This window comes from Thalassolituus sp. LLYu03, assembly GCF_050507655.1.
GTDB lineage: Bacteria > Pseudomonadota > Gammaproteobacteria > Pseudomonadales > Oceanobacteraceae > Venatoribacter.
The window spans coordinates 2,541,867-2,557,771 of the sequence record NZ_CP191496.1; the positions used below are offsets into that span (position 1 = coordinate 2,541,867).

The window sequence follows — 15,905 nt, forward strand, 5'->3', positions numbered from 1 at the left end:
TCTCCTGCCGTTACAGCGGCCACCAGGGTGAATTCAGAATCCGGTCAAGCCAGCCCTGCTTGGTGGAATTATTCAGATTGCCACGACCACCAAATGAAATACGCGCATCGGCAACCTTACTGGACGGTACGGTATTGTCCGGCGTGATGTCGGCCGGACGAATCAGGCCGCTGATGCGGATATATTCGTCACCTTCACTCAGTGTCAGCCATTTTTCGCCGCGGATGCGCAGAATGCCGTTGGGCAGAATTTCTGCGACGGATACCGAAATCTGACCACTTAAACTGTTGGAGCGGTCGGCCTCGCCTTTACCGTTAAAGGTACGGCTGGCGTCGGTATCCACATCCAGACCCAGATTTTTCCAGCCGGGCACCGTGCCCATAATGCTGTTCGGCACCATGCTGTTGGTCGACGATTTATCCGACTTGGTCTGCGCGGTTTTTGACGACTGATATTGCTCGTCAAAAATCACGGTAATAATGTCGCCAACACGGCGCGCCTGCTGGTCGGTGTACAAGCCCATGCTGTAGCGCGACTGAAATAACGAGCCGTTCACCACAGGCGGTGGCTGCAGACTGTCGGCCGATACCGGCGCAAAATCCGGATCATTGGGAAACACGTCTTTTTCCAGCGGAACTGACGTACATGCAGCCATAAATAACGGCAACGCGGCAATGGATAAACGCCACATAAGTCACTCCTTACACGTTCTGGGTCAGGAACTGCAGCATCTGATCCGCTGCGGAAACGACCTTGGAGTTCATTTCATAAGAGCGCTGAACCGTGATCATATTCACCAGTTCTTCCACCACTTCCACGTTGGAATTTTCCAGGGCGCCCTGCTCAATGGTGCCGAAGCCATTCTCGTTCGGAGTACCGGCCTGTGGCGCACCACTGGCGGCGGTTTCGTAGAAAATATTGCCCCCGACAGCCTGCAGACCGGCCGGGTTAATAAAATCGACGGTTTCAATCTGACCCAGCTGCTGTGGTGTCGGGTCACCAAACAAGGTGGCCTGCACAATACCGTCTTTGCTCACGGTCAGCTGGTTGGTCTGATCGGGAATGGTGATCTGCGGCTCCAGCGGATAACCGTTGACGTTCACCACCACGCCTTCGCTGTTGATGTGGAAAGTACCGTCACGCGTGTAGCCTATGGTTCCGTCGGGCATGGTGATCTGAAAAAAGCCACGGCCGTTAATCGCCATATCCAACGGCTGATCGGTTAATTCCAGCGAGCCTGTAGTGAAGATTTTTTGCGTGCCGGCGGTACGCACACCGGTACCCAGCTGCAGACCGGATGGCAGGCGGGTGTCGGCCGAGGAGTTCGCGCCCGGCTGACGCTGAATCTGATACAGCAGATCTTCAAACACCGCGCGGTCTTTTTTGAAGCCGGTGGTCGATACGTTGGCCAGGTTGTTGGATACCGTGGTCAGCGCGAGGTCCTGAGCTTCAAGTCCGGTTTTACTTACCCATAATGCCGATAACATGATTCAGCTCCTTACTGACTGGACAGTATCTGTGTGGTGGCGGCGGAATTTTCGTCGACACGCTTCATGAGTTTCACCTGCATTTCGTACTGACGGTTCAGAGAAATCAGGCTGGTTAATTCGGTTACCGCGTTGACGTTGCTGCCTTCGGTAAAGCCGTTTACCACGGTAATGCTGGGGTCGGCCGCTGCCGGTGGCGTGGCCGGGTCACGAAAACGGAATAAACCGTCTTCGCCTTTTTCCAATTGCTGCGCATCCGGTTTCACCAGTTTCAGCTGCACAGGCTCGGCCACCGCCGCCGGTGTTTCGCCCAGCGGCTGAATGGTCACGATGCCGGCTTTGCTGATGTCGATGCTCTGGAATTCCGGCAACACCACGGGACCGGCGTCGCCGATCAGTTGCAGGCCAGAACCATTCATCAGGCGACCGGCAGGGTCGACGCTCAGGTCGCCGGCGCGGGTATAGGCTTCTTTGCCATCGGGGCCGACCACCGCAAACCAGCCTTCGCCTTCAATGGTGACGTCCATGCTGTTACCGGTTTCGATCAGTGGGCCCTGACGGAAATCGCTGGCCGGCCGTTCGGTCATGGCGTAAGCACGGGTTGGAAAGTAGTCGCCGAACACGCCCATGGCGCGGCTCTGGGTATAGTCCGAGCGGAAGCCGGTGGTACTGGCGTTGGCCAGGTTGTTGGCATGTGCGGTCTGGCCCAGTGTGTTCTGCTTGGCGCCGGACATGGCGATGTATAAAGCACGATCCATAACGGTTTACCCTAAAGCGGCGGGGTCATCTTCCCCGGTTCTGAAGGGTATTAAGCAGAGCGCGTGCCAACCCATGAAAAGCGTTATTTTTCATTGAGTTAGCCATTTATGGCGTCACAAAAATGACGAACAGACAGCCAAAACGGCAGCCTCTTCCCCCGTCAGGGGAAGAGGCTTGCCGCCCGGCAAGGGCGGTGAGGATACGGCCCCAAAGCGCGTATCAGATGTTGAGGATGGTCTGGGTAACCTGATCCGTGGTTTCAATGGTTTTGGCGCTGGCCTGGAAGTTACGCTGGGCAATGATGAGGCCCACCAGCTCTTCCGACAGATCGACGTTGGAATCCTCCAGCGCCGACGAGCGGATCTGACCGAACGAGGCCGTACGGGGGGAGCCAATGGTCGGCACACCCGATTCGAACGACTCACCCCAGGCGGTATCGCCCAGTGGCGTCAGGCCTTCCGGATTGCGGAAAGTCGCCAGTGCCACCTGCCCCAGCGTCTGGGCCTGACCGTTGGTGAAGCGGGCGAAGATAATGCCCTCTTCATCCACTTCCAGACCGGTCAGACGGCCTGTGGTGTAGCCGTTCTGGCTGACTTCGTTAACGGCAAAGTCGCTGCCGAACTGGGTCGAGCCGGTCAGGTCGATCTGGAAGTTGGAGTTGGCCGGAGGCTCCGTCAGTGGCAGGCCGCCTTCCAGCACGTTCACCGAGCCCATGGCACCGTTCGCATGGCCGTCGGAATCCAGCGGATCCCAGTTGGTGATGTAAATATCACCGGTGGCGATCGAATCGAAGGTACCGTCCTGATTAAAGAACAGCTCGTAACGCGCCCGCGTTGGTTCAAGGTTGTCCGGGAACGGCAGGGTCGAGTCCGGGTCACCGACGTCGTAGCCGTCGATCAGCACGTACATGGCCCACACGTTCTGTTCATTCGGACGGTCCGGATCCAGTGGCTCCTTCACGAAATACTGAGTCATCACGTGGGAATTACCCAGACTGTCGTAGATGGTCATGGACGTGGCGTGGTTGTAGGTATCCTGATCGGTCGGATCGAAGGAATTCAGCACATACGGGGTGAATTCATCCTCGGTCAGGGCGCCGAAAATACCGGAAATCACCGGATCCGGCTCGGCCATGGTGTAGCCTTCATTGAGGATGAAGGTCACCACGCCACCCACGGCGGCCGCGTGGTCGGCGGTGGACGAACCACCCAACACCACAGGGCCGGTATTTTCCGCACCGATCACCACCAGCGAGTCGGTGTCTACCGGGCTGTCGATTTCCAGTTTGATGTCGCGGCCGATTTCGTTGGTGATGATCAGATCGCCATCGTCGTTAATGGTCGCTTCAAACCCTGGCAGCGTGGTACTGCGGTAAGAGTTAATTTCATCGGCCAGATCCGACAGCGAGGTCGACTCCAGCAGCTGACCATTAAGGGTCAGGGTCATGTCATTTCCCGGACTGTTATAACTGGCCAGCGGGATGGTCATGGTGGTCAGCGCCGAAGCGGTAACACCCGGCTGTTTGTTGAACAGCGCGACAATTTCGTTGGCTTCGCTGCGCTCCGGAATGGTAATGGTGGTTTCTTCACCGTCCGGATCAATCAGCACTACGGTCTGTTCCGGATACTGGTTGTTCACGCCTTCGATACCTGTGGTCAGCAGCGTGCTGTCGGCCGGGTTGGCCTGCAGCAGACCGTACAGATCAGCGGCGGTAATGTCCGGGCCGGACGCCGTGATGTTGGTGATCGAAATGATCGACGCTTCACCATCCACCGTGGCTTTCAGTTGCAGCTGATACTGAGGTGGCACCACGTTCGGTTCAATTTCCACCGCCGAGGCCTGCACGCCAATGTAGGCGTCGGCGTCCTGACTGTTCAACTGACGGTTAATGGCTGCGGCCAGCTGCTGTACCGAGCGGAATTCTTCATCCAGAGAAATCAGTACCGAGCCGCTGCGGTTATCGGAATCCGGCGCCGGTACCGTGAGGTTGATACGGAAGCTGTTGGTCTTATCGACCTCGTCGGTGCCGGTCACCGTGAACAGACTGTCGAGGCCAAGCGCCGCCACGGCCTGTGGCTCGGCTACGGTGGCGGTAATGGAAATGCCTTCACCGGCGCCCACGTTTTCATTGGTAAACACCAGCTGACCGCCGACCGCATCCACCGTCACTTTACCGGACAGACCGGTCGCGCCGATGTAGATATCAATCTGCTGCTGAATGGCGATGGCCAGGTCGTCCAGCGAGGCGTAGGTGGCTGGCGGAATGGTGATGGTGAACGGACCACCACCCTGACCTGTGGTACTAGTCACTTCCAGCTGGAATTCGTTGTTGGCCTGAACCGGCTCGACACCGCTGTCAAAACGGTTTCCGGACAGGAAGCCAATGTTATCCAGACTGTAGTTAACCGAGCTCACGCTGTTGTTGGCGATCTGCAGATAATCGCCACGACTGCCCGGCGCCTGCACCTGAAACTCGATAAAGCCGGCATTATTCACGGCCAGCACTTCTTCGTTACCGGCACCGGCGGTGGCGGTAATCTGGGTATTAATCTGAGCCACGGCGTCGGCAACGCTCAGGGTGGCATAACCTGAGCCCGGTGCTGCGCCCTGCCAGGCCGCCTCGCTCAGGTTAATCGGGTAAGTCGCACCGGATTCGGTGGCAATGGTGAAGGCCAGTACGTTACCGCCCCCTGTGCTGATATCCAGCGCGCCGTACAGGTTAGTGGCGGTCAACACCGCAAAATCACCCGGGTCGCTGGCGACAATATTGAGCGACGGTGTGGCGGTGGTACGGGTGGTGGTCGAAGTACCCGGAATGCTGCGGAAGTCGGCGGTTAATGCACCCGAGCCCACGAACAGCAGCGAGCCACTGGTACCGGCGGTCACAGCACCGGCTGCACCGAACACGGCATCCCAGGTGGCGGTGTTGGTGACCGCGTAGCTGGAACCGTCGGTGGCGTGATAACCGGCGCGTGACAGCACCAGCTCATCACTGGAACCGGCAGACGCGGTCAGCTGCTGCGAGCCCAGCACCGCATCAATCGATTGCTGAATCAGCGCCAGCGCCTGAGCTTCGGTTGAACCGGCAGGAATGGCCTGCAGGGTAATGGTCTGCACGCCGTTGCCGTCGCCCAGATCAACATCAATGGTTTCACCACCCGCGGTACCGGCCGTGGCCACATCCAGAACTGTGAAGCCCGCGCCACCGGCAAACGCCAGCTGGGCCGGAATACCTGCCGTGGTCGGCTGGCCGGCTGACATGAGGGTGGAGGTGGTGGATTCAATAATGCCGGAATCGGCGGTACCGATGGCCAGACCATTGGAGATCAGTTGCAGACCCTGTTCCTGCAGCACGTCCTCACCGGCATCCAGATTGAGGATGGCGGTGGCCAGGTTGGTCAGACGCGGCGCCTGATTGGCAATCTGAATCTGAATATCGTCCAGTACACCATTCACCACGCCATTGGCGTTGGCCGCATAGCCCTGCAGGCGGGAGCCGTTATTGGCGACCACGTAGCCATTCTTATCCAGCGAGAAAATACCGGAACGGGTGTACGACACCGTGCCGTTGTTATCCAGCACAAAGAAACCGTTGCCGTCGATGGCCATATCCAGCGCGCTTTCGGTGCCGCTGATGTTGCCCTGACTGAACTCCTGACGCACGTTATCCACCATCACACCGCTGCCAACCGGCTTGCTGCCGGTGCCCAGCAGGGTGGTGGTGTACACGTCGGAAAATTCCGCCCGTGATTCCTTAAAGCCTGTGGTACTGGCGTTGGCAATGTTATTACCAGTGACCTCGAGGTCGGTCGAGGCTGCACGAATACCACTTAAACCAATATTAAAAGCCATAATTTCGTCTCCGCTGCCTGTCCCGGACTACTCATCCAGAATCTGTTGAATCTGACTCAGTGATGCGCTCTGGCCGCCGGCCAGATTCAGCGTCACGCTGCCTGTGCTGCTCATGGTCACGCTGTCGACGCGTGAACTCATCTGCATGCCCATATCTTCCGACTGACCGGCCACATTACCGGTCAGCTTGAATACGTATTCCCCGGCCGGATACGGCACCGGAATCGGATCGCCGTTGTCGTCCAGCACCAGTTCGCCTTCATCGTCGGTGTAATACTCCTGACGGTTCAGCGCGTCGTAATCGATGTCCTGAATTTCGCCGTCGATCATCAGGTTCAGCCCGTCCCAGCGCACAGACATCGGACCGTCGGTGCGGGTACCGAGCGAGAACTGTTCCAGCAACTGGCCGTTCTCGTCTTCAATCTGCAGTTTCAGATCGGTCACGCTGTCCGGTAATTCGGTATAACCGCTGACCACACCGCCCGTGAGCAGCAGGCCGGTTTCATTGCCTTCGACAATCACCGACTGCCCGACCAGACTGGATGCCTGCAGCGCCGAGGTGGACGTAAACGCCGAGCTGATGTCTTCGACCGAGGTGTTCAGCTTGTCGAGGCCCTCTACCGTCGAGAACTGCGCCAGCTGCGCCACAAAGGCCTGGTTATCGGTGGGTTCCAGCGGATTCTGGTTGTTCAGCTGCGCCACCATGAGCTCGAGGAAGGCATCACGGCCCAGCTCATTGCTCTTGGTTTCGCTGGCGCTTGAACTGGTCTGATACTGACTCAGAACATCACTGGTGGAAGAAACACTGTCGACGGCCATGATCCGCTCCTTACTGTCCCAGAGTCAGGGTGCGCTGCAGCATTTGCTTTGCTGTCTTCAGCACCTCAACGTTCATCTGATAACTGCGGGAGGACGACATCATGTCGGTCATCTCTTCCACAATGTTCACGTTCGGGTAGTACACATACCCGTCTTCATTGGCCATCGGATGGTCGGGCTGAAAGCGCATCTGCAGCGGGGCGTCTTTTTCCACAATGCCCATCACCTGCACGCCGGCGCCGATACCGCCTTCGATGTCTTCAAACTGATTGTTCTCATTCACGTCGGTGAAGGCCTTTTCCATCACCGCAAACCAGGGCTTACGCGCACGGTAGGTTTCGTCGACAGAACTGGACGCACTTTCCGCGTTGGCGATGTTACTGGCGGTGGTGTTAATGCGGATCGACTGGGCATTCATGCCGGAGCCGGCAATGTCGAATACGTTAGACAGTGACATGATTATTCTCCCCGGATGGCGCCTTTCATGCCTTTAAACTTGCTGCTCAGGAACTCGAAACTGGAGTTGTAGCTGAGCGCATTACGGCTGTAGATCGCCTGCTCAATCTGCGAGTCCACGGTGTTGCCATCAATAGAAGGCTGAATCGGATTACGGTACAGAATGTCGTCGTCAGCCTTACGGCGACCGCTCAGATGTCCCTGCTGGGTACGGTTCATGCCCAGACTCTGCTGACTGGCCACTTCTCCGGCCAGCATGGCCTGAAAGTTGATGTCGCGGGATTTGTATCCCGGGGTATCGGCGTTGGCCAGGTTATTGGCCAGAATTTCTGCACGGGTGGCGCGCAGCAACATGGCGGAAGGGTGGATCCCTAATGCATTGCTGAAATTGATAGCGGCCATAATCCGGTTTCCGTTGAGTGACTATGGCGTAACAACAGCAATGCCTGTGCCAAAAGATAAAACCCTTATTTTTCAAGGCACTGGAAAAAAGAAAGCCGCCCAAAGGGGCGGCAATTCAGCGGCAACGGCAAGGGTTTTCCTGCCGGCGGCAACGAGGTCCGGCGCTCAGCCGCCGACCTTCTTGGCACGGTAAACAATGCCCGGGTGGCACTGCACCATCTCGTAGAACTCACTCAGGTTATTCATCGCCTCAGAGGCACCCAGCATCAGGTAGCCGCCCGGGTTCAGACTGCCGTGCATGCGTTTAAGAATGTCGTACTTCAGATCGGCGGAAAAATAGATCAGCACGTTGCGACAGAAAATGATGTCGAATTTACCCAGCAGGCTGAAGCTCTGCTGCAGGTTCTGCTGACGGAAATCGACACGGCTTTTAATCTGATTGTTGATGCGCCAGCGGTCGTCATCGACCGTATCGAAATAGTTTTTCAGATGCTGATCGTTCATACCACGGCGAATGGCCAGCTGCTGGTAAACGCCCTCTTTTGCCTGCGCCAGCGAGCTTGGCGAAATATCGGTGGCCAGAATCCGCTCGCCGGTCATCAGCTGACCCGGGTTCTTTTTGCGGAATTCTTCAATTTCGATACTCAGGGAATACGGCTCCTGACCGGTGGAACAGGCCGCCGACCAGATTTTTACGGCGCGCCGCTGCGCCGCCATTTCCGGCAGCAGCTTCTCGCGGAAAATGCGGTACGGATGATCGTCCCGGAACCATAGGGTTTCGTTGGTGGTCATGGCATCGACCACGCTTTCCATCAGGGTCCGGTTACGCTCCATCGCACTCATCAGATCGCTGATGGAGTTCAGGGAATCGCGTTCCATCAGGCGACGCAGACGGCTGGTCACCAGATATTCCTTGCCTTCCCCCAGCAAAATGCCGCTGTTGCGCTCAAGCATCTGCCGAAACCGGTTGTACTCATCAACCGACATATCTTTGATCATTCTGATATCCAAAACGATTAATCCGCATTCACCTGACTGACAACGCGTTCAGCGAGGATGTCAGGATCGAACTTCGCAATAAAATCGTTGGCCCCTACTTTCTCGACCATCGCCTTATTAAAGACGCCGCTCAGCGACGAGTGCAGCACTATGTAGAAATTCGCCATCCGGGTGTCACTGCGAACCCGGGTGGTCAGGGTGTAGCCGTCCATTTCCGGCATTTCGATGTCGGAAATCATCATCATGTAGTGATCGGTGATTTTCTCACCGGCATCGGCAATGCCGACCAGATGCTCCCAGGCTTCAAGACCATCGTTGAGCGCCACCACTTCCACGCCCACATCCTGCAGACAGCGGGAAACCTGCTTACGGGCAATTTTGGAATCGTCGACAATCAGCACTTTACGTTCACGGGCCTTGGCGTGGGTTTCTTCCGTCACCACGCCTTCGCTGATGTGCTCGTTCACCGGTGACACTTCGGCGAGGATTTTCTCCACGTCGATGATTTCCACCAGCTGCTTGTCCACTTCCGTCACCGCGGTCAGGTAGTGCTCTTTGCCTGTACCCTTCGGTGGCGGGTGAATATCACCCCAGTTCATATTGATGATGCGTTCCACGCCGGCCACCAGAAAGCCCTGAGTTTTCAGGTTGTATTCGGTGATGATCACGAACGCATTTTTGATGTCCTGCAGCGGGCGGTTACCCGTTGCCATGCTCATATCCATAATCGGAATGGTGCCGGAGCGAATGTGGGCAACGCCGCGCACCACAGGGTTACTGCCCGGCAGAATCGTCAGCTTGGGGCACTGCAGCACTTCTTTAACTTTGAAGACGTTGATGCCGTAAATCTGACTGCCGTTAACCCGGAACAACAACAGTTCGAGGCGGTTCTGCCCCACCAGTTGCGTGCGTTGGTTAACCGTGTCCAATACACCTGCCATAACAAGCTCCCGAAAAACAACCCGGCACGGCCTTTGCTGGATCTACGCTGTCGCACAGAAAGTGCCGGATTAATGTCATTCTGTTGTACCTGTTTATGAGCATAGTAGAGAACCAGCGCCGCCGTAGGATATTTGCTGTATTTTTCCTGTACCTGCTGCCCGGGCTGAGCATGGCGGCGGGTGCGGCTAAATGGCGTTCCGATGTCACCGCCGAGCTGCTCGCCCAGTGGACCCGGATCAGTGGCGTAGAAGGTGCTTCAGACGTGAGTTTTCCGGGATTACCGGCCGATTACGCTCTGCCAGAATGCCGGCAGGCACTGGTCATCGACCCGGTGCGCGACCTCCAGCCCGGCCGTAACGGACTGGAAATCAGCTGTGCCGCGCCCTACTGGAAACAGCATCTGGCGGTGCAGCTGCATGTGTACCGGGAGGTCGCCGTCCTGGCGCGGGCCGTGGCTGCCGACGCGGTGGTCAGCGACGATGACCTGAGTTACGTCCGTCAGGATACCGGCGAGCTGAGCAAGGGATTCTTTACCGGCGATGATCCCCTGAGTGGTCAGGTCATGCGGCGCACGCAGCGGGCCGGTACCGTCGTAACCCCCGACATGGTGGAGCCGCCGGTGGTGATTGAACGCGGCGACGCCGTACAGATTCTGGTCTCCCGCCCCGGGATACGCATTGAGATGAAAGGCACGGCACTGGAGAGCGCCCGCACCGGCGAACGGCTGCGGGTACGCAACGATCAGTCACAGAAGGTGCTGACCGCCACTGCCGTTCGCGCAGGCTTAGTACAGGTGCGATAAAAAAGCCAAAATAACATTAAAGTTCGGCTCCGGGCCGCCGATAACACCTATGCAGGAGTGTAAAATGCCTAACTGGCTGGGAGATTTGTCTATGAATATCAGTAAGTTAACCGGTGGGACTAACTCCAGTTCCCAGACCCGGAATGAGCCCGTTAAAAAAGAAGAAGGCCATGTTGCCAAAGCGCAGACCAGCGCCAACTTCGCCGATCAGGTGAAACTGAGCGCCAGCAGCAAAAGCATGCAACAGATTGAGGCCGAAATCCGCGATATGCCGGAAGTCGATGACGCCACCGTCGAACGCATCCGTACCGCCATTGAAAAAGGCGAGTACAAGATCGACTACAGCCGTCTGGCAGGAAAAATGCTTGATTTTGAGGACGACCTCAACTGAAAGTGAAACACCATGAGCCTAGATACCGGACGTCTTGCCCAGATGCTGGATGAGGAACTGCTCCTCACCCGCGACATTCACGGCATTCTGCAACAGGAAAAAGAAGCCTTACGCAGCAACGATCTGGACAGCCTGCACTCTCTTCAGCAAAGCAGTACACTCCGCCTCTCCCAGCTGAAAGACCATGCAGGCCAGCGCCTCCACTGGATGCAAACCAACCACCTCCCCTGCAATGCCGATTGCCTGAACCACCCGGATGTTGCCCCTGCGGCAAACATTCACCGCCTGTGGACCCAGCTTGAAGCCCAGTACCGCACCAATCAGACACTCTCCCAGCAACTGTCCGACATCGTACTCGGCGCCCGCCAGCGCACCCTGCAAAAACTGCGAATCTTGCGCGGACAGCAGAATGATCCACACTTATATGACGGAAAAGGCAAAGCAAGCAGTCTGAATAAAGGACAAGGTTATATTCAGGCCTGACCAGTGGTGGAAGCATACGCAATGACAGAGGAAAGCAATCAGGAATACTTGCTCGAAGCGCCTGAAGATATTTACGGCGCCCTGCGCAAGATCGTGCTGATGAATACCCCGGTAAAAGTCCGGGTCGATGACAGTGGTGAAGAATTCACCTCGGCCATTACCAGTACCGACCTGAAAAGTCGCAGCTTCTTTATGGACAAGGTAATCCCCGCGCAGGGCAATGACCTGATCCGCAGCGGCAAACGATTCAGCGTAGAATGCGACAGTCAGGGCGTGCGCATTGAATTCCGCATGACAGGCCGCCTGAAATACCAGCCCCAGAATGAACAATACCGCGCCGAATTTCCGGACAAAGTTCTGTATTTGCAGCGACGCACAGCCTATCGCGTGATGATTCCGCCGGCCCACGAACTGCTGCTGAAAATACGCATGAACGACGAAGAAGGCGACCTGACCGGCCGGTTGATGGATATTTCCTCAAGCGGCTTCAAAGCCACGTTTAACGGCAATGTGAAAAAACGCCTCGAAGAACAGCGCAGCTTTCCCATTGCGCGCATCCGCTTTAATAAAGACCACAACATGGATTGCAGCCTGGAAGCCCGCCACGTGGTTAACGACGACAAAGGCAATACCAGTTGCGGCTTTGCCTTCACCGGCGTATCGGCCATGGCCCAGCGTTATCTGGATCGTCTTATTTCCGAATTCCAGTGGGAAGAACGGCGCAATAAAGAACAACAGGAAGAATCGCTCGGCGACGTGTGAACGAGAGCTTTACCTTCCGGGGCTGACAGACGCACTGTCAGCCGTTAGAATCCCCCCGCCTTCACTCCCTATAGCTCAACAGGATAGAGCAGTTGCCTCCTAAGCGACCGATCGGGGTTCGAGTCCCTGTGGGGAGGCCATTCAAGCCTGAATATTTCCCGAATTCATTTCCCGACCGTTCAACGGTATTAATCGTCGCGCTTTTCCACCACAGGCAACGCCTTTTCCGCCACCAGCAACGCCTGCTCACGTTTCATGCCCAGCGCCTGTAACAACATGGCGGCAATAACCCGATCATTACCGGCCTGATAGCGTCCTTCGACGATGGCGATCATGACGCTGATAACGCCCGACACCAGCAGGCTGACGGCCATTTCTTCGTCGGTGTAATCGAATTGCCCCTGCTTTAAGCCGGCACGGATATCGCTGCGTACGTAATCCCCCAGCGCAGAACGCATGCCCTCGGCGTAGCGCACGATATTGATCAGCGCGCTGGCCCATTCCGGGTTGCTGGCAGCACGCAGCACAAAAGCTCGGATGCCAATGGCCACCCGTTCGGCGCCATCGGCAACGCCGGTGCTGATCAGCGCCACTTCATGCGACAGTGCTTCTGCCTGGGCCAGACTCACGGCTTCCAGCACGTCTTCTTTGGTGCGGAAGTAGTTGTACACAGTGCCGTTCGATACCCCGGCTTCCTGCGCCAGTTCGTTCAGCGCCAGCTCGCCGGCACCTTTGTGGGCGTAAATTTTCAGCGCCGCATCCAGCAGTTGCTGGCGGGTACGGGCTTTCTTTTTATGGCCGCGGGTCAGTTTTTCGCTGTCAGCAGAGAGGGTCATTCAGGAATCACAACCGATGGTTTACACAGCGGCCAGTGTATCACAGCGCCCCCCTCTCAAACTGACATCATCTCAATATTGAGATGGATTTTATTTTCCTAACAAGCCAAGGCTGTGCTGCAACAACAAGCCGGCACTGCCGGCGCCGCCCGAGCAGACGATGAACTTATCCGGGCGTACCACCGCCAGACTGCCTTGCGCCTTACCGTTGGCAAGAGACGCAGTCAGGTCTTCCGCCAGTTCGCTGTCGTTGGCCGCCTGATTCTGTACACCAAACTGAAAGAAGCCACCGCCGGCCGCCTGCCAGCGCAACTGTTCCTGTGCACTCAAGCCAGCCCGTGGATCGGTACCGAACCCCACCAGCAGCAAGCGATCACTGAGGGCGTCGTCACTGAGCTGAATGCGATGCATGTGGCGCACCCAGCCCTGGGCCAGCTGGGCCCCCGGGGTTAATCCACGCTTACGCTGGCGCATCTGAAACAGGCCTGTGCCATAGCGGTTGGCGGGTTTGATTTTCAGCTCTTCAAGCTGGCGGCGCAGCGGGCTGATCAGGCGGGCGCTGCGCATCAGACCGTGCACCAGCAGCGCCGAGGCCTTGTTACGCGTCATCACCAGATGCCCCATAAAACGCGCCAGATTGATCATCTTCAGCGCATGCGGGCGGCGCTCCTGATCGTAGCTGGCCAGTATCTGCTCTGACGCCAAACCTTTAATCACCCACGCCAGCTTCCAGCCGAGATTGGCCACGTCGCGTAAGCCAGCGACCAATCCCTGACCGACAAACGGTGGCGTGATATGCGCAGCATCGCCCACCAGAAATACCCGGCCCTTACTGAAACGATCGCAGCAGCGGGCGTGAAAACGGTAAACCGCGGTACGTTCCACCTGCAGATTCTGGCCTTTGGCCCAGGGCGCCATCAGCTCGGCGATTTTTTCAGGATGTTCCATCTGCTCGCGGGTTTCGCCACGGTGCAGCATAAATTCCCAGCGCTCACGCCCGCCGGGAGCCGGCATATGCGGCACCGAGCGCTTCGGGTCGCAGATAAATTCCACATGGCCGATGGCCGCCTGTTCGCGCTGGCGCGCATCGACAATCAGCCAGTCTTCGCCGTAGGTTTTACCCTGAAAATCCTGCCCGATCAGGCTGCGCACCAGCGAGCTGGCACCGTCAGCGCCGACCAGATAGCGCGCACGTATGGTCTGCCGCTGACCATGTTCCAGCCCGTCGGCTTTGCGCTGCACCTGCGCCAGCACCGTGCTGCCGTCGTCGTGCATGGTGATCAGTTCCGTCTGGCGCCAGACCGTTACTGAAGGCAGATCGTCCAGCGTGCGCGCCAATGCCTGCTCCAGTTCAGGCTGGTAGAAGGTCACCAGTTTCGGGTGGCCATCCAGACTGCCGCGGGTATTGGCGGTGGCAAAACGGCCCATCACCGGGCTGTGCATCTGCACCTCAGGAATCGGGATACGGGCAAAAGCATCTTCGCCAAGCCCGGCCATCTGCAGCACGCGCAGGGCTTCGTTATCCAGCGCGATGGCACGCGGCATCATCAGAATGTCCGGGGCTTTGTCGATCACCAGCGTGCGTATGCCATAGCGGCCCAGCAGCGCCGCCAGCGTCGCCCCGACCGGGCCACAACCAGCAATCAGGACATCGGTCCGGGTTTCGGCATATAGGGCTGTCTGTTCGTTTGTCATTGTTATTCTCCGTCATGGACACCAGGTCGGCGCCTTTGAGTGAGATTAAAACCAATATTGAAATATGTTTCAATATTGGTTTTAATCTCACCATGTCAGACACAAAGACAACAAGATTCCCCTGACGGAGCCCGCCATGACAGAACTGACCACAGCCCAACCCGCCCGCCATCCGGCACCGACAGCCAAAGCCTGCCGCCTTGCCTACCTGATGTTTAACCGCCCGCAGCCAGAGATAGCCGAACGCTTCCTGCACGACTTCGGCCTGCAAACCGCTGTGCGCACAGAAGAAACCGTATTTCTGCGCGCCAGCGACAGCGCCCCTTTCTGCTATGTCATCCATCAATTGGCCAAAGCAGGCTTTGCCGGTTTCGGCTTTGAAGTGCCCGATATCGCCTCGCTGCAGGCGCTGGCAACACTGCCGGGCGCCAGCGCCATCAGCGATGCGCCTTATCCGGGCGGTGGCCAATATGTACGTCTGACCGACCCTTCAGGTTTTACGGTGGAAGCAATTTGTGGCCAGCAGAAGGTCATGCCTTTGCCAAGGAGAGAAGCGCTGAGCTTTAACTTTAATGAAGAGCGCACGCGCATTAACGACACCCAGCGCCCGCCGGTAAAAGCACCGGATGTACTGCGCCTTGGCCATGTGGTGCTTGAGGTGGCCGACTTTCAGGCGACCAGCGCCTGGTACACTCAGCACTTCGGTTTAATTCCCAGCGACGTGCAGGTGTTGCCAGACGGCGAGCCTGCGGTGGTGTTTTTCCGCCTCGATCTGGGCGATACCCCGGCCGATCATCACACACTGGCGATGGCGCAGGGCTTTATGCCACTGTACAGCCACAGCGCGTATGAACTGGTGGATGCCGATGCGGTGGGCATGGGGCAACGCATTCTGCGCGAGAAAAAATGGCAGCATGCCTGGGGCATTGGCCGGCATATTCTCGGCAGTCAGATTTTTGATTACTGGCAGGACCCCTGGGGTGCCAAGCACGAACATTATTGCGACGGCGATTTATTCACCGCCGACCAGCCCATGGGCGTACATCCGGTCAGCCGTCAGGCCATGTCGCAATGGGGGCAGGTGATGCCGGTGAGTTTTACCAAACCCAAAATCAATCTGCAGGCCATCCGCGGATTACTTCACAGCCTGCGTCACAGCCCGGACGTTAGCGTACAAAAATTAAAAATACTCGCCCGAATTTTCGGCTGACAGGAGCCCC

General features: G+C 57.3%; 16 protein-coding genes and 1 tRNA gene. 6 read left to right on the forward strand and 11 right to left on the reverse strand.

The genetic code is table 11. The features are described from left to right. Positions 1-10 precede the first annotated feature (10 nt). The 9 genes from flgH to ACQUQU_RS11570 all read right to left on the reverse strand — a co-directional run bounded on the left by flgH (position 11) and on the right by ACQUQU_RS11570 (position 9,715). Entirely contained in the window at positions 11-691 is a 681-nt protein-coding gene (gene flgH / locus ACQUQU_RS11530; RefSeq protein WP_430459836.1) for a flagellar basal body L-ring protein FlgH, read from the reverse strand. 10 nt (positions 692-701) lie between these two features. After that, positions 702-1,487, reverse strand: coding sequence for a flagellar basal-body rod protein FlgG (gene flgG / locus ACQUQU_RS11535; RefSeq protein WP_430459837.1), 786 nt, complete (start codon positions 1,485-1,487; stop codon positions 702-704). Positions 1,488-1,498: 11 nt separating this feature from the next. Continuing rightward, entirely contained in the window at positions 1,499-2,245 is a 747-nt protein-coding gene (locus tag ACQUQU_RS11540) for a flagellar basal body rod protein FlgF (RefSeq protein WP_430459838.1), read from the reverse strand. Positions 2,246-2,465: 220 nt separating this feature from the next. Then, positions 2,466-6,098, reverse strand: a complete 3,633-nt coding sequence (locus tag ACQUQU_RS11545) for a flagellar hook-basal body complex protein (RefSeq protein WP_430459839.1) — start codon at positions 6,096-6,098, stop codon at positions 2,466-2,468. A 27-nt stretch (positions 6,099-6,125) separates the two neighbouring features. Continuing rightward, positions 6,126-6,917: a flagellar hook assembly protein FlgD gene (locus ACQUQU_RS11550; protein WP_430459840.1), complete on the reverse strand. Its 792-nt coding sequence runs from the start codon at positions 6,915-6,917 to the stop codon at positions 6,126-6,128. A 10-nt stretch (positions 6,918-6,927) separates the two neighbouring features. Continuing rightward, positions 6,928-7,374, reverse strand: a complete 447-nt coding sequence (gene flgC, locus ACQUQU_RS11555; RefSeq protein ID WP_430459841.1) for a flagellar basal body rod protein FlgC — start codon at positions 7,372-7,374, stop codon at positions 6,928-6,930. A gap of 2 nt (positions 7,375-7,376) precedes the next feature. Further along, complete coding sequence (gene flgB / locus ACQUQU_RS11560; RefSeq protein WP_430459842.1) at positions 7,377-7,775, reverse strand: flagellar basal body rod protein FlgB; 399 nt, start codon at positions 7,773-7,775, stop codon at positions 7,377-7,379. A 165-nt stretch (positions 7,776-7,940) separates the two neighbouring features. After that, positions 7,941-8,774, reverse strand: coding sequence for a CheR family methyltransferase (locus ACQUQU_RS11565; RefSeq protein WP_430459843.1), 834 nt, complete (start codon positions 8,772-8,774; stop codon positions 7,941-7,943). A gap of 17 nt (positions 8,775-8,791) precedes the next feature. Then, positions 8,792-9,715, reverse strand: coding sequence for a chemotaxis protein CheV (locus ACQUQU_RS11570; protein ID WP_430459844.1), 924 nt, complete (start codon positions 9,713-9,715; stop codon positions 8,792-8,794). Positions 9,716-9,810: 95 nt separating this feature from the next. Here ACQUQU_RS11570 and flgA point away from each other — a divergent pair, with 95 nt between their 5' ends. The 5 genes from flgA (at position 9,811) to ACQUQU_RS11595 (ending at position 12,294) form a co-directional block, all read left to right on the forward strand. Next, positions 9,811-10,518: a flagellar basal body P-ring formation chaperone FlgA gene (gene flgA, locus ACQUQU_RS11575; RefSeq protein WP_430459845.1), complete on the forward strand. Its 708-nt coding sequence runs from the start codon at positions 9,811-9,813 to the stop codon at positions 10,516-10,518. Positions 10,519-10,609: 91 nt separating this feature from the next. Next, a complete protein-coding gene (gene flgM, locus ACQUQU_RS11580; protein ID WP_430459846.1) occupies positions 10,610-10,909 on the forward strand; it encodes a flagellar biosynthesis anti-sigma factor FlgM in 300 nt (99 codons plus the stop codon). Between the two features lie 12 nt (positions 10,910-10,921). Then, positions 10,922-11,392, forward strand: coding sequence for a flagellar export chaperone FlgN (gene flgN / locus ACQUQU_RS11585; protein ID WP_430459847.1), 471 nt, complete (start codon positions 10,922-10,924; stop codon positions 11,390-11,392). 21 nt (positions 11,393-11,413) lie between these two features. Beyond that, a complete protein-coding gene (locus tag ACQUQU_RS11590; RefSeq protein ID WP_430459848.1) occupies positions 11,414-12,154 on the forward strand; it encodes a flagellar brake protein in 741 nt (246 codons plus the stop codon). A gap of 64 nt (positions 12,155-12,218) precedes the next feature. Continuing rightward, positions 12,219-12,294, forward strand: a tRNA-Arg gene (locus ACQUQU_RS11595). 48 nt (positions 12,295-12,342) lie between these two features. Here ACQUQU_RS11595 and ACQUQU_RS11600 read toward each other — a convergent pair. Together ACQUQU_RS11600 and ACQUQU_RS11605 are read right to left on the reverse strand one after the other, a co-directional pair. Continuing rightward, entirely contained in the window at positions 12,343-12,990 is a 648-nt protein-coding gene (locus tag ACQUQU_RS11600) for a TetR/AcrR family transcriptional regulator (RefSeq protein ID WP_430459849.1), read from the reverse strand. A 90-nt stretch (positions 12,991-13,080) separates the two neighbouring features. Continuing rightward, positions 13,081-14,685 carry a bifunctional 3-(3-hydroxy-phenyl)propionate/3-hydroxycinnamic acid hydroxylase gene (locus tag ACQUQU_RS11605; protein ID WP_430459850.1) on the reverse strand — a complete coding sequence of 535 codons (1,605 nt, stop codon included), beginning with the start codon at positions 14,683-14,685 and terminating at the stop codon, positions 13,081-13,083. A gap of 136 nt (positions 14,686-14,821) precedes the next feature. Between ACQUQU_RS11605 and ACQUQU_RS11610 the strand changes: the two genes are divergently transcribed. Next, entirely contained in the window at positions 14,822-15,895 is a 1,074-nt protein-coding gene (locus ACQUQU_RS11610; protein WP_430459851.1) for a VOC family protein, read from the forward strand. Positions 15,896-15,905 lie beyond the last annotated feature (10 nt).

Excerpts from the sequence above, each read along its gene's own strand:
- flgM (WP_430459846.1), top strand. The coding sequence starts at position 10,610 with ATGAATATCAGTAAGTTAACCGGTGGGACTAACTCCAGTTCCCAGACC.
- ACQUQU_RS11600 (WP_430459849.1), bottom strand. The coding sequence starts at position 12,990 with ATGACCCTCTCTGCTGACAGCGAAAAACTGACCCGCGGCCATAAAAAG.
- flgA (WP_430459845.1), top strand. The coding sequence starts at position 9,811 with ATGAGCATAGTAGAGAACCAGCGCCGCCGTAGGATATTTGCTGTATTT.
- ACQUQU_RS11610 (WP_430459851.1), top strand. The coding sequence starts at position 14,822 with ATGACAGAACTGACCACAGCCCAACCCGCCCGCCATCCGGCACCGACA.
- ACQUQU_RS11570 (WP_430459844.1), bottom strand. The coding sequence starts at position 9,715 with ATGGCAGGTGTATTGGACACGGTTAACCAACGCACGCAACTGGTGGGG.
- flgC (WP_430459841.1), bottom strand. The coding sequence starts at position 7,374 with ATGTCACTGTCTAACGTATTCGACATTGCCGGCTCCGGCATGAATGCC.
- flgH (WP_430459836.1), bottom strand. The coding sequence starts at position 691 with ATGTGGCGTTTATCCATTGCCGCGTTGCCGTTATTTATGGCTGCATGT.
- ACQUQU_RS11590 (WP_430459848.1), top strand. The coding sequence starts at position 11,414 with ATGACAGAGGAAAGCAATCAGGAATACTTGCTCGAAGCGCCTGAAGAT.
- flgG (WP_430459837.1), bottom strand. The coding sequence starts at position 1,487 with ATGTTATCGGCATTATGGGTAAGTAAAACCGGACTTGAAGCTCAGGAC.
- ACQUQU_RS11565 (WP_430459843.1), bottom strand. The coding sequence starts at position 8,774 with ATGATCAAAGATATGTCGGTTGATGAGTACAACCGGTTTCGGCAGATG.
- flgB (WP_430459842.1), bottom strand. The coding sequence starts at position 7,775 with ATGGCCGCTATCAATTTCAGCAATGCATTAGGGATCCACCCTTCCGCC.
- ACQUQU_RS11545 (WP_430459839.1), bottom strand. The coding sequence starts at position 6,098 with ATGGCTTTTAATATTGGTTTAAGTGGTATTCGTGCAGCCTCGACCGAC.
- ACQUQU_RS11540 (WP_430459838.1), bottom strand. The coding sequence starts at position 2,245 with ATGGATCGTGCTTTATACATCGCCATGTCCGGCGCCAAGCAGAACACA.
- ACQUQU_RS11550 (WP_430459840.1), bottom strand. The coding sequence starts at position 6,917 with ATGGCCGTCGACAGTGTTTCTTCCACCAGTGATGTTCTGAGTCAGTAT.
- ACQUQU_RS11605 (WP_430459850.1), bottom strand. The coding sequence starts at position 14,685 with ATGACAAACGAACAGACAGCCCTATATGCCGAAACCCGGACCGATGTC.
- flgN (WP_430459847.1), top strand. The coding sequence starts at position 10,922 with ATGAGCCTAGATACCGGACGTCTTGCCCAGATGCTGGATGAGGAACTG.